General features: G+C 71.9%; 25 protein-coding genes and 1 pseudogene. 11 read left to right on the top strand and 15 right to left on the bottom strand.

The features are described from left to right. Nucleotides 1-6: 6 nt before the first annotated feature. Nucleotides 7-963, top strand: a complete 957-nt coding sequence (locus tag SJY07_RS17595) for an arginine deiminase-related protein (RefSeq protein ID WP_380160845.1) — start codon at nucleotides 7-9, stop codon at nucleotides 961-963. Here SJY07_RS17595 and SJY07_RS17590 read toward each other — a convergent pair. Further along, nucleotides 954-1,678 (bottom strand): annotated as a pseudogene (locus SJY07_RS17590) (alpha/beta fold hydrolase). The gene SJY07_RS17595 and the pseudogene SJY07_RS17590 sit on opposite strands and share 10 nt — an antisense overlap. A gap of 152 nt (nucleotides 1,679-1,830) precedes the next feature. Here SJY07_RS17590 and SJY07_RS17585 point away from each other — a divergent pair. After that, a complete protein-coding gene (locus SJY07_RS17585) occupies nucleotides 1,831-2,394 on the top strand; it encodes a MarR family winged helix-turn-helix transcriptional regulator (protein WP_380160843.1) in 564 nt (187 codons plus the stop codon). 10 nt (nucleotides 2,395-2,404) lie between these two features. Then, a complete protein-coding gene (locus SJY07_RS17580) occupies nucleotides 2,405-3,322 on the top strand; it encodes an NmrA family NAD(P)-binding protein (protein ID WP_328292934.1) in 918 nt (305 codons plus the stop codon). On the opposite strand, the gene SJY07_RS17575 is transcribed toward SJY07_RS17580, so the two are convergent. Continuing rightward, nucleotides 3,310-4,269, bottom strand: coding sequence for a glycoside hydrolase family 43 protein (locus SJY07_RS17575; protein WP_380160841.1), 960 nt, complete (start codon nucleotides 4,267-4,269; stop codon nucleotides 3,310-3,312). The genes SJY07_RS17580 and SJY07_RS17575 overlap by 13 nt on opposite strands. A 79-nt stretch (nucleotides 4,270-4,348) precedes the next feature. Here SJY07_RS17575 and SJY07_RS17570 point away from each other — a divergent pair, with 79 nt between their 5' ends. The 3 genes from SJY07_RS17570 to SJY07_RS17560 are packed head-to-tail and all read left to right on the top strand — an operon-like array spanning nucleotide 4,349 to nucleotide 6,446. After that, a complete protein-coding gene (locus SJY07_RS17570) occupies nucleotides 4,349-5,197 on the top strand; it encodes an alpha/beta fold hydrolase (RefSeq protein WP_380160839.1) in 849 nt (282 codons plus the stop codon). Then, nucleotides 5,190-5,762: a TetR/AcrR family transcriptional regulator gene (locus SJY07_RS17565; RefSeq protein WP_380160837.1), complete on the top strand. Its 573-nt coding sequence runs from the start codon at nucleotides 5,190-5,192 to the stop codon at nucleotides 5,760-5,762. The genes SJY07_RS17570 and SJY07_RS17565 overlap by 8 nt, the downstream gene beginning before the upstream one ends. Before the next feature lie 9 nt (nucleotides 5,763-5,771). Further along, on the top strand, nucleotides 5,772-6,446 hold the full coding sequence (locus SJY07_RS17560; protein WP_380160835.1) for a hypothetical protein: 675 nt from the start codon (nucleotides 5,772-5,774) through the stop codon (nucleotides 6,444-6,446). A 12-nt stretch (nucleotides 6,447-6,458) separates the two neighbouring features. Here SJY07_RS17560 and SJY07_RS17555 read toward each other — a convergent pair whose 3' ends face one another. From SJY07_RS17555 to SJY07_RS17545, 3 genes are all read right to left on the bottom strand, one after another. Continuing rightward, nucleotides 6,459-7,487, bottom strand: a complete 1,029-nt coding sequence (locus SJY07_RS17555; protein ID WP_380160833.1) for an ABC transporter substrate-binding protein — start codon at nucleotides 7,485-7,487, stop codon at nucleotides 6,459-6,461. A 176-nt stretch (nucleotides 7,488-7,663) separates the two neighbouring features. Continuing rightward, nucleotides 7,664-8,986 carry a hypothetical protein gene (locus tag SJY07_RS17550; RefSeq protein WP_380160831.1) on the bottom strand — a complete coding sequence of 441 codons (1,323 nt, stop codon included), beginning with the start codon at nucleotides 8,984-8,986 and terminating at the stop codon, nucleotides 7,664-7,666. Next, a complete protein-coding gene (locus tag SJY07_RS17545; RefSeq protein WP_328292941.1) occupies nucleotides 8,983-9,738 on the bottom strand; it encodes an SDR family NAD(P)-dependent oxidoreductase in 756 nt (251 codons plus the stop codon). The genes SJY07_RS17550 and SJY07_RS17545 overlap by 4 nt, the downstream gene beginning before the upstream one ends. 161 nt (nucleotides 9,739-9,899) lie before the next feature. On the opposite strand from SJY07_RS17545, the gene SJY07_RS17540 reads away from it, so the two are divergent. From SJY07_RS17540 to SJY07_RS17530, 3 genes are all read left to right on the top strand, one after another. Beyond that, entirely contained in the window at nucleotides 9,900-10,625 is a 726-nt protein-coding gene (locus SJY07_RS17540) for a FadR/GntR family transcriptional regulator (protein WP_380162396.1), read from the top strand. Between the two features lie 84 nt (nucleotides 10,626-10,709). Then, nucleotides 10,710-11,009: a hypothetical protein gene (locus tag SJY07_RS17535; RefSeq protein ID WP_328292942.1), complete on the top strand. Its 300-nt coding sequence runs from the start codon at nucleotides 10,710-10,712 to the stop codon at nucleotides 11,007-11,009. Further along, nucleotides 11,006-12,565 carry an amidase gene (locus SJY07_RS17530; RefSeq protein WP_380160829.1) on the top strand — a complete coding sequence of 520 codons (1,560 nt, stop codon included), beginning with the start codon at nucleotides 11,006-11,008 and terminating at the stop codon, nucleotides 12,563-12,565. The genes SJY07_RS17535 and SJY07_RS17530 overlap by 4 nt, the downstream gene beginning before the upstream one ends. A gap of 64 nt (nucleotides 12,566-12,629) precedes the next feature. Here SJY07_RS17530 and nrdF read toward each other — a convergent pair whose 3' ends face one another. From nrdF to SJY07_RS17490, 8 genes are all read right to left on the bottom strand, one after another. Further along, nucleotides 12,630-13,601: a class 1b ribonucleoside-diphosphate reductase subunit beta gene (gene nrdF / locus SJY07_RS17525; protein ID WP_380160827.1), complete on the bottom strand. Its 972-nt coding sequence runs from the start codon at nucleotides 13,599-13,601 to the stop codon at nucleotides 12,630-12,632. Between the two features lie 28 nt (nucleotides 13,602-13,629). Further along, a complete protein-coding gene (gene nrdE, locus SJY07_RS17520; protein WP_328292945.1) occupies nucleotides 13,630-15,789 on the bottom strand; it encodes a class 1b ribonucleoside-diphosphate reductase subunit alpha in 2,160 nt (719 codons plus the stop codon). Then, nucleotides 15,786-16,184: a class Ib ribonucleoside-diphosphate reductase assembly flavoprotein NrdI gene (gene nrdI, locus SJY07_RS17515; RefSeq protein ID WP_328292946.1), complete on the bottom strand. Its 399-nt coding sequence runs from the start codon at nucleotides 16,182-16,184 to the stop codon at nucleotides 15,786-15,788. Before nrdI ends, nrdE begins: the two co-directional genes overlap by 4 nt. Nucleotides 16,185-16,204: 20 nt before the next feature. Next, a complete protein-coding gene (gene nrdH / locus SJY07_RS17510; RefSeq protein WP_328292947.1) occupies nucleotides 16,205-16,444 on the bottom strand; it encodes a glutaredoxin-like protein NrdH in 240 nt (79 codons plus the stop codon). A 520-nt stretch (nucleotides 16,445-16,964) separates the two neighbouring features. Beyond that, complete coding sequence (locus SJY07_RS17505; RefSeq protein WP_380160823.1) at nucleotides 16,965-18,809, bottom strand: phosphatase PAP2 family protein; 1,845 nt, start codon at nucleotides 18,807-18,809, stop codon at nucleotides 16,965-16,967. Between the two features lie 203 nt (nucleotides 18,810-19,012). Then, on the bottom strand, nucleotides 19,013-19,792 hold the full coding sequence (locus SJY07_RS17500; protein WP_380160822.1) for a carbon-nitrogen hydrolase family protein: 780 nt from the start codon (nucleotides 19,790-19,792) through the stop codon (nucleotides 19,013-19,015). 59 nt (nucleotides 19,793-19,851) lie between these two features. Next, a complete protein-coding gene (locus tag SJY07_RS17495) occupies nucleotides 19,852-20,853 on the bottom strand; it encodes a LacI family DNA-binding transcriptional regulator (protein WP_380160820.1) in 1,002 nt (333 codons plus the stop codon). 76 nt (nucleotides 20,854-20,929) lie between these two features. Next, a complete protein-coding gene (locus SJY07_RS17490; RefSeq protein WP_328292951.1) occupies nucleotides 20,930-21,259 on the bottom strand; it encodes an L-rhamnose mutarotase in 330 nt (109 codons plus the stop codon). Between the two features lie 180 nt (nucleotides 21,260-21,439). On the opposite strand from SJY07_RS17490, the gene SJY07_RS17485 reads away from it, so the two are divergent. Both SJY07_RS17485 and SJY07_RS17480 read left to right on the top strand, forming a co-directional pair. Then, nucleotides 21,440-22,369, top strand: a complete 930-nt coding sequence (locus tag SJY07_RS17485; protein WP_328292952.1) for an exopolyphosphatase — start codon at nucleotides 21,440-21,442, stop codon at nucleotides 22,367-22,369. Nucleotides 22,370-22,621: 252 nt separating this feature from the next. Beyond that, nucleotides 22,622-23,443: an IclR family transcriptional regulator gene (locus SJY07_RS17480; RefSeq protein ID WP_328292953.1), complete on the top strand. Its 822-nt coding sequence runs from the start codon at nucleotides 22,622-22,624 to the stop codon at nucleotides 23,441-23,443. A 72-nt stretch (nucleotides 23,444-23,515) separates the two neighbouring features. Here the strand turns inward: SJY07_RS17480 and SJY07_RS17475 are convergent, their stop codons facing one another. Both SJY07_RS17475 and SJY07_RS17470 read right to left on the bottom strand, forming a co-directional pair. Continuing rightward, a complete protein-coding gene (locus SJY07_RS17475; RefSeq protein WP_380160817.1) occupies nucleotides 23,516-24,688 on the bottom strand; it encodes an MFS transporter in 1,173 nt (390 codons plus the stop codon). 64 nt (nucleotides 24,689-24,752) lie between these two features. Then, nucleotides 24,753-25,298: a hypothetical protein gene (locus tag SJY07_RS17470; RefSeq protein WP_380160815.1), complete on the bottom strand. Its 546-nt coding sequence runs from the start codon at nucleotides 25,296-25,298 to the stop codon at nucleotides 24,753-24,755. Nucleotides 25,299-25,401 lie beyond the last annotated feature (103 nt).

Genomic DNA, 25,401 nt, shown 5'->3' with positions numbered 1-25,401 from the left:
CGTGGGGTGACCGCCACCCTCGACACGCCCACGTCCACCGGGACCGCCCAGGCCCCGGCCGCGGTGGTGCTGGTGCGGCCGCACCACTTCCGTCCGAACCCGGAGACGGTCGCGGACAACAGCTTCCAGCGGCCCGCGCGGGGAGGGGACACCGCGGGCCCGGCCCACGCCGAGGTCACCGCCCTGACGGCCACCCTGGAGGCGCACGGGGTCCGGGTGCACCTCGTCGAGGACACCGGGCACACCACCCCGGACAGCGTCTTCTGCAACAACTGGTTCTCCACCCACCCCGACGGCACGGTCGTGGTCTACCCGATGCACGCCGAGAACCGACGGGGAGAACGTCGCGCCGACGTCCTGGAACTCCTCGCCCGTGACTACGTCGTCACCCGGACCCTCGACCTGGGCGCGGGGGTCACCCCCGGGACGGCCCTGGAGGGGACGGGCGCGATGGTCCTGGACCACCGTTCGCGCACCGCGTTCGTGTGCCGTTCCCGCCGCACCGACCCGGCTCTCCTGCAGCGTTTCTGCCGGGAACTGGAGTTCGAGCCCGTGGTCGTCGACGCCGAGGACGACGGGGTTCCCGTCTACCACACGAACGTGCTGATGTCCGTCGGCACGGACGTCGCGCTCGTCGGTACCGGGCTCCTCACCGACGCGGGCCAGCGCCGCCAGCTGGTCGCCGCCCTCGAGGGTTCCGGCCGCGAGGTCGTCGACCTGCCCCGGGAGGCGATCCGGAACTTCGCCGGGAACTGCCTGGAACTCCAGGGTTCGCAACGCCTGCTCGCCCTCTCCGAACGCGCCGAACGGGCTCTCCCGGACCGGGTCCGCGCGGTCGTGGAGAACCACGTGCGGTTGCTGCCGGTCCCCGTCCCCACCCTGGAACTCGCCGGGGGTTCCGTCCGCTGCACGTTGGGCGGGATCCACCTCACGCCGAGGAGCGGGTCGGACCATCAGAGGTGACGGAACGTCGTCCAGATCTCCTCGACGAGGAGTTCCGGCTGTTCCAGCAGTGCGAAGTGGCCACCGCGGGCGACCTCACCGAAGTGGACGAGGTCCGGGTAGCGACGTTCGCCCGCCGCCGGGACCGCCGGACGTACTCGCCCGGCATGACGCTGAGCCCGACCGGGACGGTCAGGGGGTCCTCGAGCGGGAACTCCGACGTCCTGGAACATCGCGTCGATCCAGGACGCCAGTCCGGGGAGTCGGTCAGGGAGTACCCGATGGTCTGGGGTCGGGTCGACACCTCCTGCGAGTACGCCGACAGCACCCGCCAGTGGTAGCCGGACCCCTCCAGCATCGTCCGTTCCTCGGGGGTCGTCGCCCGGACCTCCTCGTCGGTGGGTGTGAACAGGGCCGTGGTGAGGTGGACGCCGGCGAGGCCGATGGTGGCGGTGGCCTTGAGGGCGGCGAGTTCGGCGGTGACGGAGGCGCCGAGGTCGCCTCCCTGGGCGAACCACCTCGGGTACCCGAGACGCTGCATCAGGACGGTCCAGGCCTTCGCGGTCCGGCCGAGGGTCCAGCCGGTCGTGGTGGGTTTCCCGGAGAAGCCGACCCCGGGCAGGCTGGGGATCACGAGGTGGAAGGCGTTCCCGGCCCGCGAAGGCCTGGGCCGTCGACGCGGGTCGTGAACTGCCCCCAGCCGGGGCCACCGGGTGTTCACGAGGCGACGCTGCAGGTCGTCGAGGTCGGCCTGGGCGACGTCGAGGGTGAAGGGGACGACGGCCGTGGCGTCGGCCGTGGCGTGGTCTCCCGTGCGCTCGCAGGCTTAACCATCTCCATGAGAGATGATCCTTGGACATGACGTTCTGTAGGACGTACAGTCCTGGGGTGACGAGTTCTCTGCGAGCGGTGGATCCCCTGCCCGAGATCGACTGGGACGCCGGCGGGATCGAGACCGAGCTGGGCTGGGGGCTGGCCGCGGTGCAGCAGGGTTTCTCCCGCGCCGGGACGACCGCGGTCGCCGACGTGCCGGCCGGGCCCCGGGGGTACCAGGTGCTCGTGGCGGTCACCACCGAGGAACTCTCCTCGCAGCTCGCGCTGGCCCACCGTCTCGGCATCGACAAGACGCAGATGACCTACGTCGTCGACGCGCTCGAGGCGGCGGCGCTCGTCGAACGACGCCCGGACCCCGTCGACCGGCGCGTCCGCCAGGTGCACCCGACACCGGCGGGCCGGACGGCGCTGGCCGCGGCCCGCACCGCCCTGCGCGCGGCGGAGGCGGACCTGATGCGGCACCTGAGCGAGGCCGAACGGACCCGGCTGCGACACCTCCTGGCCCGGGTCGCCCTCACGGCCGTCGACGTCGCGTCCGGCGCGTCGGCCGTTCCCGACGTCCCCCTGGCCGTCCCCGGTCGATCACGTCGACCGACCACTGCTCCCGAGAAGAAGTGAGACGAACCCCGTGACCACCACCGTCCTCGTCGCCGGCGCCACCGGCGACCTCGGCCACCGCATCGTCCGCGAACTCCTGCGGCACGACCTCCGTCTGCGGGTCCTGACCCGCCCCGGCAGCACGACGGCCACCACGTCGTTCGGTGCCGAACCCCGCGTCGAGGTGGTCGTCGCCGACTACTCCGACCACGCCGCTCTGACCGCGGCCGCGACGGGGGTCGACGTGGTCGTCTCCGCGGTCAGCGGCACCCGTCCCGTGATCGTGGACGCCCAGCGCGCCCTGCTCGCGGCCACGGTCGCCGCCGGCGTCGCGCGGTTCGTCCCCTCGGACTACTCCGCGGACTACCGCAGCATCGCCCCGGGCAGCAACCGCAACTTCGAACTCCGGCGGGAGTTCGCCGCCGACGTCGACGCCGCACCGGTCCGCGCGACGTCGATCCTCAACGGGATGTTCACCGACCTGCTCACGGGTGAGGCGCCGATGATCCTCTTCGGCCGCCGTCGGGTCCTGTTCTGGTCCTCGCCCGACCAGGTGCTCGACTTCACGACGAAGGACGACGTCGCCCGCTTCACCGCGCTCGCCGTCCTGGACCCGGACACCCCGCGCGTCCTCGAGGTCGCGGGTTCGCGGGTCTGCGCCCGGGACGTCGCCCGGACGATGACGGAACTGACGGGAACCCCCTTCCGGCTGCAGTGGGCCGGTACGACGGGAACCCTCTCAGCCATGAGCAAGGTCGCCAGATCACTGTCCCGCGACCCCGACGAGACCTTCCCGGCCTGGCAGGGCATGCAGTACTTCGCCAGCATGTTCAGCGGTCACGCGCAGCTGCGCCACGTCGACAACGACCGCTACGGCCCCCACGCGTGGACCAGCGTCCGCGACGTCCTGGGCGACCACGTCGGGGGTGCACCGGTTCAGGGCCGCTGAGCGCCGAACCGGGCCTCGACGCGCTCGAACTCCCCCGCCCGCAGCGGGAGGATCCCGCCGTGCTTGGTGTTCGCGGGGACGTGGAACTCCTCGGGCGGCAACGGGTACCACCCGCCCCGGAGCGGGTCGTCGCTGGTGAGGACCAGGTAGCCCTGCGGGCGCACCGAGAACTGGTCGACGAAGAGGAACCACCGGTCGCGCCGCGCGTCGTGCACCAGCACGGGGGCCTCGACGTCGGCGTAGAGGTCGTCGGCGATCCGCTCGGCCACGACGCGGAAACCGTCACCGGTGTCGACCTCGGCGAAGAGCTTGCGCGAACCCGGCAGCCGGGAGTCGTCCTTGGACACCCGGAGCACGGCACCGGGGAACCGGTGGACGGTGGTGTCGATGACCGCGACCCCGCGGTCGATGAGGACCTCGACCCCCTCGACGCTGCGGAAGTCCCGCGTCCTGGCGGTGAGGACGCGGCTGTAGCTGTCGCCCGCGTGCTCGACGTCGGCGGGGTCGTAGAGGGCCGAGGACCAGACGAGGGTGAACTCCCCGCTGCCGGGGTCGAAGCTCGCCTCCGGGGCCCAGGCCATCCCGGCCTCGGGCGGGGCGACCTCGAGCAGCCACGGGTCCGACCAGGTGAGCAGGTCGACGGAGCGCCACACCACGATGCTGCGCGCACCGTGGCGCGTCCAGGCGTCCCAACCGCGGTCGTCGCCGCCGTAGATCCGCAGGTCGGTGGCGAGGACGAAGAACTCCCGGTCCCCCCGCACGAGGAAGGGGTCGCGGATGCCGCCGGTGCCCAGCGTCGGCCGCAGGACGGGCGCTCCCCCGTTGAGCCGGCGCCAGAACCTCGGGTCGTCGCCGTCGCTGAGGGAGAAGAACACCTGCTCGCCGTGCCCGTCGGGGTCCTCGACGTGGTGGACGAAGAGGTAGCCGAACTCGTCCGCTGAGGTCACGTCAGCAGGCTAGTTGACAGCTACGGCTAATGGTCTTAGCTTTTAGCTAACGCAATTAGCCACTAGCCCGGAGGACCACATGCTCCAGCACCTCACCACCGACGAGGGCACCCTCGCCTACGACCTGACCGGCACGGGACCGCTCGTCGTCCTCGCCCACGGGATGGGCGACAGCCGGCACTCCTACCGCTTCGTCGCCCCCGCCCTGGTCGCCGCCGGCTACCGCGTCGCCAACGTCGACCTCCGCGGCTGCGGAGACTCCAGCCCGACCTGGGCGAGCTACAGCCGCACCGACATCGCCGGCGACCTCGTCGCCCTCGTCCGCCACCTCGGCGGCCCCGCCGTGATCGTCGGCCAGTCGATCAGCGGTGGCGCCGCGACCATCGCCGCCGCCACCGCACCCGACGTGATCTCCGCCGTCGTCGAGCTCGCCCCCTTCACCCGCAAGCAGTCCGTGGACCTCGTCGGCCTGCTGCGCAACAAGAACCACCGCAGCGGGACGCTCCAGCTCGGGAAGGTCATGACCACCGGCAGCCTCAAGGGCTGGCTGGCCTACCTGGACCTGGCCTTCCCCACCCGACCCGCGGACTGGGACGCCGAACGCGCCCGCATCCAGGACACCCTCGCCCGGCCCGAACGGATGGCCGCCCTGCGCGGCATGACGAAGACCTCCCCCGTCGACGCCGGCGCCCAGCTGGCCAACGTCCGCTGCCCCGTCCTCGTCGTCGAGGGCGGTCTCGACCCCGACTGGGCCGACCCCCGCGCCGAAGGGGAACGCATCGTCGCCGACCTGCCCGCCGGTCTCGGCGAACTCGCCGTCATCGACGGCGCCGGGCACTACCCGCACACCCAGACGCCCGACGCACTGCTCGCCCTCGTCCTGCCCTTCCTCGCCCGGACCCTCCCCGCGGAGCCCGCTCGTGCCTAGAGCCGGACTGGATCCCGCCACCGTCACCGAGGCCGGCGCCGCGCTCGCGGACGAGATCGGCATCACCCAGCTCAGCATGGGGGGCCTCGCCGAACGGCTCGGTGTGAAGACCCCCTCGCTCTACAAGCACGTCGACGGCCTCGCCGACCTCACCCACCGCATCGCGGTCCTGGCCGCCACCGAGGTCGGCGACGCGCTGCGCGACGCCACCCAGGGCCGGGCCGGGGGCGAGGCGCTGGCCGGTGCGGCGCAGGCGCTGCGGCGCTACGTGAAGGCCCACCCCGGCCGCTACGCGGCGACCGTCGGCGTCCGCGCGAGCGGATCGGACGACCCGTTCGTCGCCGCCTCGCTGCGGACCCTCGCGTCCCTCTCCGCCGTGCTGCACGGCTACCGCCTCGACCCCGCCGACGAGGTCCACGCCCTGCGGATGCTGCGCAGCGTGCTGCACGGGTTCGCCACCCTGGAGGCCTCCGACGGTTTCCAGATGGCCACCGACGTCGACGAGAGCTTCGACTGGCTCATCGAGTTCCTCGATCGGGGTCTGCGGGCGAACGCGGAACGGTAGCTTCGCGTCGTGATCAGCGCGCCGACGGAGTTCCTGCCCCCGACCCGGGCGGCGTGGCGGGGCTGGGCTGCGGTCCGGACGGCGTTGCTGGTCCTCACCGCCGTGACCGTGCTCGCGGCGCTGGCGCTGGGAGTGCGGGAGTCCACCGTCGCCGACCTCGAAGGAGCGGTGCTCGCGGGCCGGGTGTCGAGCGTGCAGGTCTCCGGCGGGCTGCCGCCGGACGCGACCAGGGGTGAGGCCACCCAGCAGGTCTCCTGGCGCGAAGGCCGGCAGCGCCACCGCACCGAGAACCGCCAGGTCCTCGGCGGGACGAGCACCGCGCCGGACGTCAGGGTGCTCGTGGCGTCCTGGGACCGCAGCGTCCCGGTCGAGACCGTGCCCGAGCACTTCGGCTCCACGTGGACCGTCCTGGGTCTCGGGGTTCCCCCCTGGGTCGGCGTCCTCACCCTGGTGCAGGGGTTCGGCGGGCTGGTGGTGCTGGTCAACGCCGCCCCGCCCTGGCGCGCGACCCGCTGGGCGTGGTTCTGGTTGTTCTCCCTGCCCTTCGGCGTGACCGCGTTCCTGCTGCTGAGCGGGCCGCTACCGGGCCGCCCCACGGAACGCACGAGTTCCCGGCGGCTGCGGGGCGGCTGGGCGTTCGTCCTCTCGATGGTGGTGCTCGGCGGGGTGCGGGGTTCGTTCTGACCCCGCCGACGCTCAGAGCGTGCCGGGAACCGTGCCGGGGTCGTCGTCGGCCGCGACGGCGAGCGCCGGGACGGCCTGCTCGATCGCGTACGGCAACGAGAGCGGGCTGGAACTGCCCAGCGCGCCGGCGAAGTCGCTGTCGAAGGTCGGCACGTAGACGGTGCGGCCCTGCGTCACGACGGCCAGGGCGGCGGCGGCCGGGTTGCTCGCGAACTCCGCCGCGCTGCGCCCGAGGACCACGAGCACGTCGGTGTCCAGCAACCCGACCTGTTCCTCGCTGAGGCCCTTCGGGTCCACGGCGGTGTTCTCGTCGAAACCGAACTGCAGGAAGAAGTTCCCGCGGGGGTCGGTGGAGTCGAGGGGGTAGTAGCCCTCGTTGAAGAGCACCACGCTGACGGTCTTGCCCGTGAACTCGGGGTGCGCGTCGGCGGCGGTCTGGAACTGGCCCTCGACCTCGTCGGTCAGTGAACTCGCCTCGTCGGCCTTGCCCAGCGCCTTCCCGATGGCGGCGAGCTCCTCCTGCCAGCTCGCGGCCGCCGTCGAGTTCGCGGCCTGCCCCGCGGGGACGAGGTCGCCGATGGTCGGAGCGATCTGGGAGAGCTTGTCGTAGTCGGCCTGCTCGAGGTAGGCGTAGGCCCCGATGATGAGGTCGGGTTCGAGCGAGGCGATCGTCTCGAAGTTCAGCTCCGCCTGCCCGACCGAGGTGATCCCGCCGGCCGGGAGCAGGTCCACGGCCCACGGGCGCTTCGAGGCGTCGTAGCTGCCCAGTGGGGTGCGGGCCCCGACGGGGGTGACGCCGAGAGCCAGGACGAAGTCCTCCTCGTTGTAGCCGACGGTGACGACCTTGGTGGGGGCCGCTTCGATCGTCGTGGAACCCAGCTTGTGCTGGATGGTGACGGGGAAGACGCCGTCACCGGCGGAGGAGGTGGTCTGCGACGACGCCGACCCCGGGGTGGTGGAGTCGTCACCGCCTCCGCAGGCGGCGAGGGTGGTGAGGGCGCCGGAAGCAGCCAGCGCGGCGAGGACGGATCGACGGTGCACTAGTCAAGGCTAGCCTACCCTCACCTCCAGTTCTCGCACCGCGGCCGGTCAGGCCACGTGGCGGCGGACCTCACCGGGTTCGAGGACGAGATCCGTTCCGGCGAGGTCGACGACCCGGACGTCGTCGGCGAGGTTGACGACCAGGACCACGTCACCGCCGGCCCTGCGACCGCCGATCAGGTGGACCCCCTGCGGCAGAACGCATCCCGGCGCGAGCCGCAACCGCCGCGACCCGTCGAGCCCGGCCAGCAGCCGCAGGCCGGCGGCCGCGAGACCGTCGACGTCGCCGAAGCTGACGCTCGCGACCCCGGGAACGGCGAAGGCGGCGGCGCTCGCGACCACCCAGGCCGCGAAACCCTTCGAGCCACGAGGAGGATCGCCACCGCCTGCCGGGCGGTGAGCTCCTGGACGGTGAGGGCCTCGAGGACCTGGTTCCGACCGGTGTCGTGCATCTGCGGCGTGCTGGCGAAGACCACCCCGGCGTCCGCGGGCACCACCTCCACCGTCCGGTTCAGTTCGGTGAAGTGCGACCGGGCGCCGGCGACGAGGTCGGCGGTGAGCCCCGCGCAGGCCGCGCGCAGGGCGGCCCAGAGTTCCGGGGTGCTGACGTGCGTCGTGCGCGAGTGGACGCCGAACCGGAGCACCTCGACGCCGTGCGTCGCGTTCACCACGGCCCCGACCTCGGCCGGATCGTCGGTGACGATGCGGACGTCGAGGGGGCGTCCGCAGCGCCGGGCGCGTTCCAGCACCCCGGGCCACTCCGGGTCCGCGGTGACCAGGTCGACGAGCAGCGGCCCGGCGAAACCCTCGACGTCCGACGTGGTCCCCCACTGCGGCAACGGTTCGTCGGTGACCACCAGGTCGACGCGGGTGGGCCGGGCGGGGACGGGCGCCGGGAGGGCGTTGGGTGCGCAGCGGACCACGACCTGCTGGCGCACGACCGCCCCCGGTTCCAGCCGCACGGGGAACGGTTCGGACAACGGGGTGCTGTACGTCTTGAACGACGCGTCGCTCCAGTTGCGCTGGTCCTCCAACTCGAACACGTCGCCACGGAACTCGACCGCGACGTCGACCCCGGGGCGGCTCCACCGCAGTTCCGCGACGTCGCGGGCCGGCTGGTGCGGGGCGATGGCGACCGGGAACTCCGACGCCGTCCACGCGCCGTCCGGGTGCCGAACCCGCAGGGGCGTCCCGGCGTCGGCGCGGGCGCCGATCTCCCACGTCGCGTCGACGACGTCCTCACCCCCCTCGTCGTGGAACGGGCCCTGGAACCGGAGTTCCCCGTCGCGCGTGGTGACGTCGAGGACGGTGGCCGGCGCGGTCCGCCAGTCGCGGTCGCGCAGGACCCCGCGGACGGCCCGCAGCACCGGGACCCCGGAGAAGGTCAGGTTCGACAACGACCCGCCCCGGCGCAGTTCCAGCGACCACGGCCCCAGGTCGACCCGGCGGGGTCCGGGTTCCTCGTCGCGCCAGATCCCGCCGAGGTCGAGGGAGTTCACAACGTCGTCATCCCCCCGTCGACCCGGAACAGGCTGCCGGTGGCGAAGGAGGACTCGTCGCTGGCCAGGTAGACCATGATGCCGACGACGTCGGCGGGGCGGCCGGGGCGACCCAGCGGGGTCCGGGCGACGATGGCGGCCCGGGACCCGGCGTCGCCGGAGATCGAGGTCACCAGGGGTGTCTCGGTGTACCCGGGGACGACGGTGTTCACCCGGATCCCGCGGTCGGCGTAGGCGGCGGCCACGGTCCGGGCCAGGCCGTGGATCCCGGCCTTGGTGCTGGAGTAGGCGGTGAAGTCCCGGCCCTCGCCGTTCAGGCCCGTCGGGGAACCGGTGAGGACGATGGACCCACCGGTCGCCAGCATCGCGCGCACGGCGTGCTTCACGGTCAGGAAGGTTCCCGTGAGGTTCACGGCCACCGTGCGTTCCCAGACGGCCAGGTCGAGGTCGGCGATCGGGGCGTCCTGGCCGAACAACTGCACCCCGGCGTTGGCCACGACGACGTCGAGGGTGGACCCGCGTTCGAGCACCGCGGCGAACGCGGCCTCGACGGAACTCTCGTCGGCGATGTCGAGGGTGAGGCCGAACGATCCGCCACCCGCCGCGCGCGCCGCCTCGGCGGCGCCGGCACCGTCGCGGTCGGTGAAGGCGACCCGCGCCCCCTCGGCGACGAACCCCTCGGCCACCGCCCGGCCGATGCCGGAGGCGGCCCCGGTGACGAGGATGGTCTTGCCCTGCAGTCGCTCGCTCACGCGTCTCCCCTGACTCCGACCACTGCGTCGCGGACCGGTCCGGCTCCGCATCGTGCGCGGCACCCGTCTGTGTGTCAACCGGTTGACCGGTGCCCCTCCCCACTGTCGGGTACCTTGACGGCGTGCCGGCCTACCGCAGAGACGACCCTGCGCTCGTGCAGATGGAACTCAAGGCCGTCCCCCGCGGCAGCGCCGTGTCGGAGGTCGTCCGCCAGCTGACGGGTCTGCTGTCCTCCGGTCAGTTCGCCCCCGGTTCCCGTCTGCCCCCCGAGCGCCAGCTCGCCGAGGAACTCGGCGTCGGCCGCTCCGCCGTCCGCGAGGCGCTAGCCGCTCTCGACGTCCTCGGCATCGTCACCGTGCGTCCGGGCTCGGGGACCTACCTGCGCGACAGCATGTCCGAACTCCTGCCGACCACGCTGAGCTGGGGACTCATGCTCTCGGCCAAGCACACCTCGCAGCTCTCCGAGGTGCGCAGCGCCCTCGAGGTGCACGCGGCGGCGCTCGCCGCGGAGCGCATCGACGACGGCGGCGTCGAGACCCTGCGCACCTCGCTGGGGCAGATGGAGGCGAACCTCGACGACCTCCCGGCCTTCGTGGAGGCCGACGCGCTGTTCCACGTCACCATCGCCCGCTCCTCCGGCAACGACGTCCTGGGCGATCTCCTGCAGACGACGCGCAGCCTGCTGCGGCTGTGGGTGGACCGCGGGCTGCGCCGCCGGGAACAGGCCGAGACCGCCTGCGTGGAGCACCGCGCCGTCTACGAGGCCGTCGCGGCCCGCGACGCGCACCGCGCGGAAGCGGCGATGCGGACGCACATGCGCACCGCCGGCAGCCGGGTCGAGCACTCCGACGAGGACAACGCCACCCCCTCCGACGCACAGACGTAACCGGCAGGTAACACGGGAGGTCTTTCCCCCCGCCTCAGGAGTCACCACAGTCACAGGTGACCCATCCTGATGCGGAGGAACCTCGTGATCGACCTGGCAACTCTGAGCGAAGAAGCTCTCGACACCCTCATCACCACCCGGCTCGCCCTGGCCGGTGTCGACCTGGCGCAACTCCCCGAGGTCGCCGACCCGGCGACCGGGGTCCCGACCCGCGCCGCGGCCCTGGAGTCGCTGCGCGCGTTCCTCGTCCAGACCGTGCCGCAGCTCAACGCCTGGGAACCGCCCGTCGCCTCCCCCGAGGCCGCGCAGCAGGCCGCCGCGCCACTGCTCTACCCCTCGATCGCGACGGCCTGGGCCCCCGGGTCGGAAGGGGGTGCCGCGTGAGCCGCGCCCTGAACCGCCGGACGTTCCTCGCCGCCTCCGGCGGGGCCACGTTCGCAGCCGCTGCCGCGGTGTCCCCCACCGCCCAGGCCGCGCCCGACGTGACGTTGCGCGCGGCCGCCGTGGACGACCCCACCGAGGCGACCATCGCCGAAGCCCTGACGATGCTGCGGGCCGGCACCCTGTCCGCGACCGAACTCGTCCAGACCCACCTCGACCGGATCAACCGGTTCGACGACACCTACCAGGCGTTCAACACCGTGACCGCCGACAGCGCACTGACGAAGGCCTCCGAGGTGGACGCCCGGGGCGACGTGCGGCGGGCGTTGTCCGGGATCCCGCTGTGCATCAAGGACAACTACTGGACCGCCGGCGTGCGGACCACCGCGAACTCCCGGATCTTCGCCGACTTCGTCCCCGACACCGACGCGACGGCGGTGTCCCGACTGACCGCGGCCGGGGGGATCGTCCTCGGCAAGGGACAGATGGGCCCGCTCGCCACGACCCGCGCGACGACCCCCGCCGGAGTCGTCACGACGGTCAACGCCTGGACCCCCGAGGACGTCACCGTGGACCCGGGCGGTTCCTCGACCGGGCCCGCGACCTCGGTGGCGGGCCGGCTGGCGACGAGTTCCATCGGGACCCAGACCGGCGGGAGCATCACCGAACCGTCGCGCCGGCAGAACCTCACGGGTCTCAAACCGACGATGGGCCGCACCTCGATCCACGGGATCATCCCGTTGTCCTTCACCCGCGACCACTCCGGCCCGCTGGCCCGGGACGCCATGGACGCGGCGATCGTGCTGTCGGTGCTGGCCGGCCCGGACCCGCTGGACCCGCGGACGCTGGGGTTGCCGAAGGTCCCCGACCTCGTCACGGCGGCGACGCCCGTCTACGGCGCCAGGGGGGTCGAGCTGCGCCGGGCCACCCGGATCGGGGTTCCGGGCGACTTCTTCACCGACCTCACCCCGGAGGTCGCCGCCGCCCGCCAGAGCTTCCTCGACCGCGTGACGGCCGTCCCGGGAGTCACCCTCGTGGACGTCACCTACCCGACCGACTGGGAACTGCTCACGGGAGCCTTCAACGCGATCCGGCTCTCCGAGCGCACTGAGCCGTTCCGGCACTGGCTGCGCCAGGACCTGTCGCTGTTCGGGGTGAGTTCGTTGTCCTGGCTGCAGGGCCTGCTGCTCTCCGGGGACGAGTGGATCACCGGGCAGCGCGCCAAGACGTGGCTGTTGCAGGAACTGTTCTCGGGGTTGTTCACGCAGTGCGACGTGGTGCTGCAGACCTCACCGGTGCCCTTCGACATCCTCGGCCTGCCCGAGATCGCGTTCCCGATCGGCGAGGCTCCGGCCTACGACGGCGGGCCGCTCGCCCCGGTCGGCGTCATCCTGGGCGGCCAGCCCTACGAGGAGGACCGGTTGCTGCAGGTCGCCGCCGCGCACCAGGCGGTCTCGGACTTCCACCTGCGCCGCCCCGCCGACCCGGCACCGGCGCGACTGCTCAGTTCGGCTGCGCTGCAGCTGGACGCGGCCACCGTCGCCCGCACCGCCCAATGACGAACCCCGCGGTGGTCGAGCACGTCGAGTGCTCGACCACCGCGGGGTCAGGGGTGTGAGGAGGTCAGAACTCCCAGTCGGCGTCCTCGGTGGCGACGGCCTTGCCGATGACGTAGCTGGAACCGGAACCCGAGAAGAAGTCGTGGTTCTCGTCGGCGTTGGGCGACAGGGCCGAAAGGATCGACGGGTCGACCTTCGTCATGTCGGAGGGGAACATCCCCTCGTAGCCGAGGTTCATCAGCGCCTTGTTGGCGTTGTAGTGCAGGAACGTCTTGACGTCCTCGGTGAGGCCGACACCGTCGTAGAGGTCGGCGGTGTACTTGCACTCGTTGTCGTAGAGCTCGTAGAGCAGCTCGAAGGCGTAGTCCTTGATCTCGTCCCGCTTGGCCTGGTCGACAAGTTCCAGACCGCGCTGGAACTTGTAGCCGATGTAGTACCCGTGCACGGCCTCGTCCCGGATGATCAACCGGATGAGGTCGGCGGTGTTGGTCAGCTGCGCTCGGGACGAGAAGTGCATCGGCAGGAAGAAGCCCGAGTAGAAGAGGAAGGACTCCAGCAGGGTGGAGGCGACCTTCCGCTTCAGCGGGTCCTCACCGCGGTAGTACTCCATGACGATGGAGGCCTTGCGCTGCAACGCCTCGTTGTCCTCGGACCAGCCGAACGCCTCGTCGATCTCGCGGGTGGTGGCCAGCGTCGAGAAGATCGAGGAGTAGCTGCGCGCGTGGACCGACTCCATGAACGAGATGTTCGTGTAGACGGCTTCCTCGTGCGGGGTGAGGGAGTCGGGGATCAGCGAGACCGCCCCGACGGTGCCCTGGATCGTGTCCAGCAGGGTCAGACCGGTGAAGACGCGCAGCGTCAGCGTGCGCTCCTCGGGGCTGAGGTTCTGCCACGACTGGACGTCGTTGGACAACGGGACCTTCTCCGGCAACCAGAAGTTGCTCGTGAGGCGGTTCCAGATCTCCAGGTCCTTGTCGTCCTGGAGGCGGTTCCAGTTGATCGCGTTGACGCGGTCGACGAGCTTCAGCTTTTCCATCGTTCCCTCTTCTCGCGGCTGCAGCTGCTCAGAGCATGCAGCTGACGCAGCCCTCGACCTCGGTGCCCTCGAGGGCCATCTGCCGGATCCGGATGTAGTAGATCGTCTTGATGCCCTTGCGCCACGCGTAGATCTGAGCACGGTTGATGTCACGGGTGCTGGCGGTGTCCTTGAAGAACAGCGTCAGGGACAGACCCTGGTCGACGTGCTGCGTCGCCGCGGCGTAGGTGTCGATGATCTTCTCGGGGCCGATCTCGTAGGCGTCGGCGTAGTACTCCAGGTTGTCGTTCGTCATGAACGGCGCCGGGTAGTACACGCGGCCGAGCTTGCCCTCCTTGCGGATCTCGATCTTGGAGGCGATCGGGTGGATCGAGGAGGTCGAGTTGTTGATGTAGCTGATCGAACCCGTCGGCGGCACGGCCTGGAGGTTCTGGTTGAAGATGCCGTGCTCGACGACCGAGGCCTTCAGCTCGGCCCACTCCGCCCGGGTCGGCAGCGCGATGCCCGCCCGGGAGAACAGCTCCGCGACGCGCTCGGTGGCCGGCAGGAAGTCGGTCTCGAGGTACGTGTCGAAGAAGGTGCCGTCGGCGTACTTCGAGTTCTCGAAGCCCTCGAAGGTCTCGCCGCGTTCGATAGCGATCCGGTTGCTGGCGCGCAGGGCGTGGAACAGCACCGCCGCGAAGTACACGTTGGTGAAGTCCAGACCCTCCTCGCTGCCGTAGTGGACGCGCTCGCGGGCGAGGTAGCCGTGCAGGTTCATCTGGCCGAGGCCGATGGCGTGCGACTTCGAGTTGCCGTACGCGATCGAGGGCACCGACTGGATGTCGCTGGCGATCGACACGGCGGTCAGCGCACGGACGGCCGTCTCGACCGAGCGGCCGAGGTTCCCGCCGTCCATGGCCAGGGCGATGTTCAGCGAGCCCAGGTTGCAGGAGATGTCCTTGCCGATCTCGGCGTAGGTCAGGTCCTCGGCCAGCGTGCTGGGTGTGTTGACCTGGAGGATCTCGGAGCAGAGGTTCGACATGTTGATGCGGCCGGCGATCGGGTTGGCCTTGTTCACCGTGTCCTCGAACACGATGTAGGGGTAGCCCGACTCGAACTGCAGTTCCGCGAGGGTCTGGAAGAACTCGCGGGCGTTGATCTGCGTCTTGCGGATGCGGTCGTCGGCGACCATCTCGCGGTAGTTCTCGCTGACGGGGACGTCACCGAAGGGCTTGCCGTACACGCGCTCCACGTCGTACGGCGAGAACAGGTGCATCGGCTCGTTGTTCTTCGCGAGCTCGAACGTGATGTCCGGGACGACGACCCCGAGGCTCAGGGTCTTGATGCGGATCTTCTCGTCGGCGTTCTCGCGCTTGGTGTCGAGGAACCGCAGGATGTCCGGGTGGTGCGCGGAGAGGTACACCGCACCCGCGCCCTGACGCGCACCGAGCTGGTTGGCGTAGGAGAAGGAGTCCTCGAGGAGCTTCATCACGGGGATGACCCCGGAGGACTGGTTCTCGATGCGCTTGATCGGCGCGCCGTACTCGCGGATGTTGCTCAGCAGCAGGGCGACGCCACCCCCGCGCTTGGACAGCTGCAGGGCGGAGTTGATGCTGCGGCCGATCGACTCCATGTCGTCCTCGATGCGCAGCAGGAAGCACGAGACGAGCTCGCCGCGGGAGGACTTGCCGGCGTTGAGGAACGTCGGGGTGGCGGGCTGGAAGCGGCCCGCGATGACCTCGTCGACGATCGCGGTGGCCAGCGCCTCGTCACCGACGGCGAGGGTGAGGGCGGTCATGACGGCGCGGTCCTCGAAGTTCTCGAGGTACTCCTTGCCGTCGAAGCTCTTGAGCGCGTAGCTCGTGTAGTACTTGAAGGCCCCGAGGAAGGTGGCGAACCGGAACTTCGCGGCGTGCGCGTGGTCGGTCAGCGACCGCACGAACTCCGGGGAGTACTGGTCGAGCACGTGCTGCTCGTAGTAGCCGTTGTCGACCATGTGCGCGAGACGCGCCTCGAAGGTCGGGAACTTCCGGGTGCGCGGGTTGACGTGCTGCAGGAAGTACTGCCGCGCCGCCTCGACGTCGGCCTCGAACTGGATCTTCCCGTCCTCGTCCCAGAGGTTCAGCATCGCGTTGAGCGTGTGGTACCCGGGGGAGGTGGGAGCGGGAACGGTCTCCAGCTCGGGGGCGTCGGAGGTGAGGGTCACAGCGAGTCCAATCCGTCGCGCACACGGCGCACGTCGTCGGGAGTCCCGAAGAGTTCGAAGCGGTACAGGTGGGGCACCTTGCACTTGACGGCGACGACGTCACCGGCAGCGGCGTAGTGCTCCCCGAAGTTGGTGTTGCCCGCGCCGATCACGCCTCGGACGAGGCCACGGTTCACGGGGTCGTTGAGGAAGCGGATGACCTGCTTGGGGACCGCTCCCACCCCACCGCCGCCACCGTAGGTGGGGAGGATGAGGACGTAGGGGTCGGTGACGACGAGGGGTTCGTCACGCGAGTGCAGCGGGATCCGCAGGGCCGGCCGCTCCAGCTGGAGCTTGTCGACGAAGCGGTGCGTGTTGCCTGAGACGCTCGAGAAGTAGACGACGCCGGGCTTCACGGCCGTTCCTCCGGACGTGCTCAGACCGAGGCGGTGGCGCGAGCCAGAGCGTCGATGCGGTCGGGACGGAAGCCCGACCAGTGGTCCTCGCCGGCCACGACGACGGGCGCCTGGACGTACCCGAGGGAGCGCACCAGCGCCAGCGCATCGGCGTCCTGCGTCACGTCGACGACCTCGTAGGCGATGCCCTTGCGGTCGAGCGCGCGGTAGGTGGCCTTGCACTGCACGCAAGACGGCGTGCTGTAGACGGTGGTGGTCATCGGGGTGGTCCTTCCCTCGGGTGGTGTCGTGCGGGTCCAGCTGATCGGCACCAGGTGGAGCGTGGAATCCGTGTCGGCTGGACGACGCGTCCCGTGCTGCTGGGGTCTCTCAGACACTACCCCTAGGGGGCCGGATGGCAAACCACCACAAGATGGTGTGTGACAAGGATGTTATTCACCCCATCGGCCGGAGCGGACGGCCACCGACCGTCGCAAGCCTCTGACCTGCGCTTCTACCCCTGCGTCACCCGCCTGGCGGGCACTCGTCGTCAGTAGAGATGTACGCAGCGTGACCGGCGTGTCGATCTGCGTCGGCGTGTCCTCCACAGGCGTCCACACCTCCGTCCCCATGACGTCCACACACTCATCCACAACACCTGGGGGCCCCGAACCCTTTCCGCCCCAGATGTGGGGGTGGCCTGATGGCGGTGAACGCCTGCTCGAGCGGTTCTGGAGCCGCCCACGACGATCGCGGCACGGATCCAGCCGGCCTCCCCAGCGCCCGCCGCAGCGCGGGAGCTCAGCCCGCGAGCCGCCGCACGCCGACGCCCTGGCGGGTCGCCACCAGTTCCGCCCGGCCGCCCCCGAGCACCGACACCGCACCGAACCCGCCGCGCACCGAACGGGCGGCCAGCACGGGCCGAACCTCTCCCACCCGGCAGTCCTCGCCCAGGTCGACCTCGAGGCGGCTGCCGGGCGCGAGCGTCGCCGTCCCGGAGACCGTCAGCGGAGCCCGGTGGCCCCCGACCGGCACGTGCAGGACAGCGCCGGCCGCCTGCATGAGGTCGCCGGCCAGTCGCAGCTCGGTCGTGAGCGTCAGCGTGCCCCCGCGCAGGTCGACGTCGCCGCACCCCAGGGCCGTCGCGGACCCCGCGAGCAGCGTGCCCGCCTCGACGCGCACACCGCCGCGGAAGGTGTTGCGGCCCGTGAGGGCCAGGCGGCCGGACCCGCGCTTGACGAGCCCACCCGCACCGTCGACGTCGTTGCGCCACGCGTCGGTGGCGCAGAACCCGCCGGCCGCGGCGTCGAGCACCACGTCGACGGTCGTGTCGAAGCGGCCGTAGCCGTCGGCGGCGTCGAAGAGGTTCAACCGTCCCCAGAGTTCCGGGCCGTCCAGGACGGGGTAGCCCGCGGGCAGTGCGGTCGTGCGCAGCACCTCACGGCGCTGGGCGGCGTCCAGGTACGGGTGGCGGGTCTCCAGGAGCAGCTCGGCGCCCTTCGGCACGACCATCGCGCGGTGGCGACCGGTGCGCGGGAAGCCGAGGGTCAGGTGGTCCAGCACCTGGGCGCGCACGGCGTCGCGGTCGGAGACGGCGAACTCCACCAGCCCGGTCGCGTCCCGGCCGGTGGCGTCCTCGAAGTGGGCCAGCGCGCTCGCACGGGCCGCCCGCTTCAGCGCCGCGTTCGCGGGATCGGCCAGGGTCGCGGCGGCCAGGGCGGTGGCGAGCACCCGCCCACCGAGCACGTCCAGCGGTGAGTGCATGCCCGCGACGATCCGCAGGTGCGAGCGCTCGACCGCCCGGGCGACGAGCGCCTGGTAGCGCTCCGGCACGGCGTGGGCGAAGGCGAGGGCGGCGAGGTGGAAGGCGTTCGTGTGCCCGCTGGGGAAACCGCCGTCGGTCTCGGGGGTGCTCGAGCGCTGCCGCAGGAGCGTCGGCACGACGGCCACGTCCGAGCGATACACGGGGTAGCCGAGGGCGTCGGTGCGGCCCGTGGGCCGCACGGTGCTGTCGGGGGCCAGCCGCCACGGCCGCGGGTACTGCAGGGCGTTCTTGCTGGGGTTGCCCGAGGCGAACGGCCCGCGGACGGTCTGGACGAGCCGGACGACGTCGCCGAGGTCGGAGTCGGGCGAGCCGGCCCCGGTCGCCGCTCCTGCCGGAGCACCCTCGGGGACCTCGTCCTCGACCTTCGTGGGCGGGGTGGTCGCCGGCGCGGCGGTGATGCTCGTGACCGCGAGGCTGCCGGCCAGGTACGACTCGGCCAGTGGACCGAGGGCCGCGATGAGGGCGTAGCTCTGGTCCTGCCGGTCGGCGACGAAGGCCTCCGCCGCCTGCTCGGCGGTGCGCGAGGCCGTGGTGCGGGCGCAGTAGCGGACGTTGCGGCGCAGCACCGCGGGGTCGAGGACCCGGCCGGTGTCCCACGTCGGGCCCGTCCGCCAGTACCGGCCCAGGTCGGAGAGGATCCGCACCGCGGCGTTCGTGGCGGCGGTCGTGTTCTCCGGGACGTTGGTGCGGTAGCTGTCGACGAACGCGGACGGGGACGCTGACGGCGCGGCCTGGGCGGCGCGGGCCGGTGCGAGCAGGGCGACGGGCGCGGCGAGGCCGACGGCGAGGAGGCTGCGACGGGTGGGGGCGACGACGGACACGGGACCTCCGGGGTGGAGCGCGGACTCGGACCAGGCGCAGCGAGGCGGAGCACGCGATCTCCGGCCACGCTGCCGTTGCGGATGGTAAGCGGTTTCCCGAACGGTGGACAAGGTCCCCGCACACCGGTTCACCGCGCCCGTCGCCGCCCTGCCGGTGATCGCCGTCGGCCTCGCCGTCCTGGCCCGCCGTCCGGGCCGGGCGATCAGAACCGTCGGTTGAGCAGGACCGGGAGGACCGCGCGGACGTCGTCGGCGAGCGCTGGATCGAGGTCGACGACGAGGCGACCCGGTTCCTCCCCGAGCTCGGCGAGGAGCTCACCGTCCGGGGAGACGACGACGCTGTGCCCCACACCGGTCGGCGCCCCGCCGTGGTCCTCGGTGGCCAGCGCCTGCCCGCAGGCCACCACGAAGGAGGTCGAGTCGAGCGCCCGGGCGCGGGCGAGCAGTCGCCACTGCTCGACCTTGCCGGGCCCGGCCCCCCAGGAGGCCGAGACCACGACGATCCGGGCCCCGGACCCGGCGAGGTGCGTGAACAACCCCGGGAAGCGCAGGTCGTAGCAGGTGGTCAGCCCGACGCCGACCCCGTCGACGTCGAGCAGGACGGGTTCCGCCCCCGGTTCGACGCTGTCGGACTCGGCGAAGCCGAACGCGTCGTAGAGGTGGACCTTGTCGTAGTCGGCGTGGATCCCGCCGCCCCGGGCGAAGAGGGTGTTGCGCACCCGCCCCCGCGAACCGGGGGTGAAACCACCCGCGACGACGGTGAGGCCGGCCGCGTCGGCGAGCTCCGTCAACGCGCTCGCCCACGGTCCGTCGGCGGGCTGGGCCACCGGCGCCAGCGGAACCCCGAACCGGCACATCGTCGCCTCCGGGAGGACGAGCAACCGGGCGCCGGCCGACGCGGCGGCCGCCACCTCCTCGCGGACCAGTTCGAGGTTCGCGGCGGGATCGGCGGAGCTGGAGATCTGAGCCAGGGCGATGCGCACGCCCCAACCCTGCCGCACGGACGGTCGCAGTGGGAACCGGGGAGATCAGGGGGAGGAACTCAGGGGGTGACGCGTCGAGCCGTCGAGCGCCGCACGACGAGTTCCGGCTCGAAGACGATCTGCTGGGCCGGCCGACCTTCCACCTGGGCCAGCAGCAGTTCCACGGCCGTGCGTCCGAGGAGTTCCCGGGGTTGGCGCACCGAGGTCAGCGGAACGCTGGCGGTCGCCGCGAAACCGATGTCGTCGTAGCCCACGAGGGCGAGTTCGTCGGGAACCCGGACTCCCCGCCGCACGCACTCGTTGAGGACCCCGAGGGCCATCAGGTCGTTGGTGCAGAACACGGCGGTGGCCCGTTCCCCGGGCGGGGAGGCGAGGATCTGCGCGGCGGCCTGCGAACCCGCCCGGACCGAGAGCCCCGTGGCGTTGACGACCTCGACGATCCCCGCCGCACCGACGGCCTCCCGCACCCCGCGCAGTCGTTCCTCGACCTGGCGCAGCGGTGTCGCGACCCCCACGTAGGCGATGTGGCGGTGCCCCGCACCGACGAGGTGCTCCCCCGCGAGCCGCCCGCCGAGGACGTCGTCGACGGCCACCGAGGACTGTCCCGAGCTGGCGGCCCCCCGGTCGACGAGCACGACGGGCGTGCCGTGGTCACGGACCTCCGAGAGAGCTGCGCTCGGTGCGTCGTGGACGGGGGTCAGCAGCACCCCGAGCACCCGCTGCTGGTCGAGGCGGCGCAGGTGACGCGCCTCCCGGTCGGCGGAGTTCGCGCTGTTGCACATGACGACCAGCGAGTCGTGCCGTTCGGCGAGCTCCTCGGCGCCGGCGATGACGTCGGTGAAGAAGGGGTTGGCGACGTCGAGCACGACCATCGCGATCGTCCGGCTGACCCCGGCCCGCAGCTGGCGGGCGGACTCGTTGCGGACGAAACCGAGTTCGGCGATCGCGTCGAGGACCCGGGTGCGGAGTCCCTCGGAGACGACCTCGGGTCGGTTGAGGACGTTGCTCACCGTCCCCAGCGACACCCCGGCGCGCCGGGCGACCTCCTTGACCGTCGCCATCCGGGCAGGATGTCACCTCCGCGGCCGGCGCTCGGCACAGGACCGCGGGCGTGGCGCGCTCCTCGTCCTCCGCGGGTCAGTCCAGGTGGAAGTACTCCACGAGCCGCTCCCGGGGCCGGTCCTCCCCGGTGGCCGCGGCGCTGGGCTGGAAGTACCTCCCCATCGCCTGCTCCCAGCGGGCCGACACGTCCTCGCGGTCCATCGCCGCCGTCGTCGCCGCGAAGTCGTCGGTCTCGCAGTACCCCACGACCAGGCCGTCGGCCTCGCGGAGGAAGAGGGAGTAGTTGCGCCACCCGGTCCGGGTCAACGCCTCGAGCACCTCCGGCCACACCTCGCGGTGGACCTCCAGGTACTCCGGCAACGTCTCCGGCCGCAGGTGCAGCAGGAAGCAGGCTCGTTCACTCACGCGGGTTCCTCCGGAGGAGCGGTCGACGGTGACCGGACTCGTTGACACGATTCACGACAGGGCTCCGGCAGTGTGGGCGAGCCCTCCCGGACCGTCAAGCCGCCGGTGGGTGGCCGGGCGGTCCGCGATCCGTCCCGACGAGGGGTCAAGCCCGGCCCCGGGGCAGCCGATCACTGAACCGTGAGCGACACCTTCCGCCTCGTGACCCGCAGCGACTTCGACGGGCTGGTCTGCGCCGTCCTGCTGCGCCAGCTCGACCTCGTCGACGAGATCACCTTCGTGCACCCCAAGGACGTGCAGGACGGGGTCGTCGAGATCTCGAGCCGGGACATCCTCACGAACCTGCCCTACGACCCGCGCGCGCACCTGGTGTTCGACCACCACCACTCCGAGACGCTGCGCAACGGCGAACGCGCCAACCACGTCATCGACGCGGACGCACCGTCGGCGGCCCGGGTGGTCTTCGACCACTACGGCGGCGCGGACCGCTTCCCGAAGATCTCGGACGAGTTGATGCGCGCCGTCGACCAGGCCGACTCGGCGCAGTACTCCGTCGAGGAGATCCTCCAGCCGACCGGCTGGACCCTGCTGAACTTCCTCATGGACTCGCGCACCGGTCTGGGCCGTTTCCGCGACTTCCGGATCTCCAACTACCAGTTGATGATGCAGCTCATCGACATCTGCATCGAGTACCAGGACGTCGAGGAGATCCTCGCGCTGCCCGACGTCGCGGAGCGGGTCGAGCTGTTCCACGCCCAGGCCGAGCTGTTCGAGGCCCAGCTGGAACGCGTCACGACCCTGCACGGCGACGTCGCCGTCCTGGACCTGCGCGAGGAGGAGACGATCCACGCCGGGAACCGGTTCTTCGTCTACGCGATGTACCCGCAGGCGCGGGTCTCGATGCACGTGCTGTGGGGCAAGGCGAAGATGAACACCGTCTTCGCGATCGGCAAGTCGATCGTCGACCGCACCTCCCCCGTCGACGTCGGCGCCGTGTGCCTGGAGTACGGGGGCGGCGGTCACCTGGCGGCGGGGACCTGCCAGGTCCCGCACACCGACTCCGTCCGCGTCCTCGACGAACTGGTGGGGAAGCTCCGCGCCGAGCGCTGAGGTTTGCCGTGATCACGATGTGGGGTAGACACGTCGTGCGGTGGGGTCGGGCGTCTGGAGGGGCGAGCGGGGCGGTCACGTCCGACGCGGTGGAACTCCCGGGGTGGCACCTGTCCACCGGTCACGCGAACCCGGCCCCACCGTCCGCCCCGTACCTGGTCCCCGTCCACGCTGGTGAACGCCGAGCAGCCGGCGGTCCTCCCGGACCGCCGGCTGCCACCCCTCTAGACTCGCGGTCTGGAGGTGGGACCGGTGACGACGCAGGACACCGAGGCCGAACAGCAGGAGTCCGACGCAGGGCGCGGGCCGGTGAAGTCCGCCGAGCGGACGGTCCGGATCCTGCAGGCCCTCGCCGAACCGCCGTACGTGCTGACCGTCGCGCAGCTGCAGGAACGCACGGGCTACCCGCGCTCCAGCCTGCACGCGCTGCTGCGGACGCTCGTCGACCTCGACTGGATCGAGACACCCACGGGGGGCGCGACGGGGACGGGCGGGTACGGGATCGGCGCGCAGGCCCTGCTGACCGGCACCGCCTACCTGGACCGCGACCCGGCGCTGCCACCGGCCATCGCCGCCATCGAGGCCGTCCGGGACGAGAGCCGGTGCACGACCCACATCGCGCGTCTCGAGGGGGGCAGCGTCGTGTACCTCGCGACCCGCGAGGCCGCCGACGCCCACCGCGGACACTCCCGGGTGGGCCGTTTCCTGCCCGCCTACGCGACGTCGCTGGGCAAGGCGCTGCTCGCCGAACGGAGCGCCGCGGAACTCGACGCCCTGCTCCCCGGCGACGTCCTGCCCCCGCTCACCCCGGACACGGTGTCGAGCCGGGCCGCGCTCGACGAGGAACTCGCCGCCGTCCGCGGTCGCGGTTGGGCCGTGGAACGGGGGCAGAACCTGCCCGGGACGGTCTGCGTCGGGGTCCGCGTCGAGTACCGCATCCCCGCGACCGACGCGATCAGCTGCAGCCTGCCCGCCGAGATCGCGACGGAGGAGGAGATCGAGCGGGTCGCGGAGATCCTCACCCGGCACGCCGGCGAGCTCGCCCGGCACCTCCGCTCCGTCGGGATCCGCTGACGCCGCAACCCCCGGGTGGTGGCCGACCCACCCGGACCGGGGTTCGGCGGCGACTCGCCACGACCGGGGAACTCACGGCCCGGGTCGGTGTCGCGGCACGAACCTGAACAACCCGGCGGCGGCCCCGACCGCCAGCACCGCAACGCCTCCGGTCGCCACGACGAGGCTCCCCGCACCGGCCAGGACCCCTACCAGCAACGGGCCGGAGGCGGCACCCGCGTCGGTCACCAGTCGCCAGGCCCCGAGGAACACGGCCCGTCCCCCCGGAGGGGCCGCGTCGGCGCCCAGCGTCATCACCAACCCGGCGCCCATGCCGTTGCCGAAGCCGAGGACCACCCCGACCAGGGCCACCGTCCAGGCGGTGTGCGTGAACGGGAGCAGCACGTGCCCGAGCGCGAGGACGAGCATCGAGGGAACTCCCACGGCCGCCCGGCCGAAGCGGTCCATCACCGAACCCGCCGGGTAGAAGAGCAGCATGTCGACGGCACCGGACACTCCCGCGACGAGGCTGGTCGTGGTGGCGTCGAGGCCGATGTGGTCGCACCACAGGGGCAGCACGGTCTGGCGCGACTGGCGCACGGCCTGGACGGCGAGCGCCGCGACGCCGAGGGTGGCGAGGACCCTTGCGTGGGAACGCAGGACCTCGCGCAGCGTCGGGGCCGGTCCGTGCTGGGAATCCTGGAGTTCCGGGTCCGGCAGCAGCAGGACGACTCCGGCGGCCAGCAGGACGGCGATGCCGGCGACGACGTAGGAACCCCGGAGCCCGAACAGCGCGCTCCCACCGGCGCCGAGGAACGGTCCGACGAAGGTCCCGATCCGGCCCACCCCGCCGAGCGTCGACAACGCCCGCGCCCGCAGGTGGACGGGCGCGGCCGCGGTCAGGAAGGACTGCCGGGCGAGGCTCCAGACGGCGGCGGCCAACCCGAGGGCGAGGACGCAGAGCGCGAGCACGGCCTCACCGGGGGCGAACACCGCCCCGGTGAGCGCGGCGGCGGAGACGAGAGCGGCCAGCAGCATCGCGCTCCGTTCCCCGGACCGGGCGACCAACGCCCCGGCCGGCAGCGCCCCCGCGACCTGTCCGACCCCGAGGAGCGCGACGAGGAAGGCCGACACCGCGACGGAGGCGCCGAGGTCGCGGGCGGTGAGGGGCAGGACGGGGAGGACGGCCCCCTGACTGGTGCTGAACAACGCAGCCGGGGCGTAGATCGCCGCGAGCGAACGCCAGGGGACCTCGCGGCTCGGCATCCGGCAACGATCCCAGACGGCTGCCCACCACCCCGCCCGCCCCTCCGGGGAGGGGTCGGGCGGATCAGAGCGCGGGGGTGCGGGAACCGAGCACCGTGGCCTCGCGGGTGACGGTGCCGGCGCGGACCAGCATCCCGGCGGCACGGCCGAGGAGCATCCCCAGCACCGAGAAGACGATCCCGTTGGTGATGACGGCGGTGATGTCGTCCAGCGCGACACCGTGCCCGTAGAGCCAGGTGCCCATGTCCTGCCCGAACCAGTGCTGCGCGCCGTAGCTGAAGGCGAAGCGGGCGGCGCAGGCGGCGATCCAGAAGGCGAAGTAGGCGGTACCGGCGCGGGTGACGGCCTGCCCGGTCGTCTCGTCCCGGCCGACCCGGGCGAGCAGTGCAGCGCCGGTCCCCACGAGGAGACCGAGGACCGCGCCGGCCGCCTCGACGGCGAGTCCGGTGCCACCGGTGACGAGGTGTGCCGTGAAGAACAGGGCGATCGGGACGCCCACGAGCAGGGGGCGCAGCACCCGCCCCCGGCCCACCGGGCGGACGCCGCGGTCGAAGAGGAGCGTCGAGACGATCATGACGAGGGCGATGACGAGGGCGGTGGTGAGAGACATGGTCCGGCCTTCCGTGGGGTGTTCGTCGGTGTTTCCTGCAACACCTCGAGGTTCGCCCGGCGGGGCGCCCCACGTCGTCCACCGCCGAACCGATCCGGGGTGG

The sequence above is a fragment of the Kineococcus sp. R86509 genome (genome assembly GCF_042466365.1).
Lineage (GTDB): Bacteria > Actinomycetota > Actinomycetes > Actinomycetales > Kineococcaceae > Kineococcus.
The sequence above is the reverse complement of the archived record's forward strand: the minus strand, read 5'-3'. Positions and strand labels throughout refer to the sequence as shown.

What these genes read in the sequence shown, in the direction of transcription:
- SJY07_RS17570 (WP_380160839.1), top strand. Translation starts at nt 4,349, where the DNA reads ATGCTCCAGCACCTCACCACCGACGAGGGCACCCTCGCCTACGACCTG.
- SJY07_RS17540 (WP_380162396.1), top strand. Translation starts at nt 9,900, where the DNA reads ATGGAACTCAAGGCCGTCCCCCGCGGCAGCGCCGTGTCGGAGGTCGTC.
- nrdF (WP_380160827.1), bottom strand. Translation starts at nt 13,601, where the DNA reads ATGGAAAAGCTGAAGCTCGTCGACCGCGTCAACGCGATCAACTGGAAC.
- nrdH (WP_328292947.1), bottom strand. Translation starts at nt 16,444, where the DNA reads ATGACCACCACCGTCTACAGCACGCCGTCTTGCGTGCAGTGCAAGGCC.
- SJY07_RS17495 (WP_380160820.1), bottom strand. Translation starts at nt 20,853, where the DNA reads ATGGCGACGGTCAAGGAGGTCGCCCGGCGCGCCGGGGTGTCGCTGGGG.
- SJY07_RS17475 (WP_380160817.1), bottom strand. Translation starts at nt 24,688, where the DNA reads ATGCCGAGCCGCGAGGTCCCCTGGCGTTCGCTCGCGGCGATCTACGCC.
- SJY07_RS17470 (WP_380160815.1), bottom strand. Translation starts at nt 25,298, where the DNA reads ATGTCTCTCACCACCGCCCTCGTCATCGCCCTCGTCATGATCGTCTCG.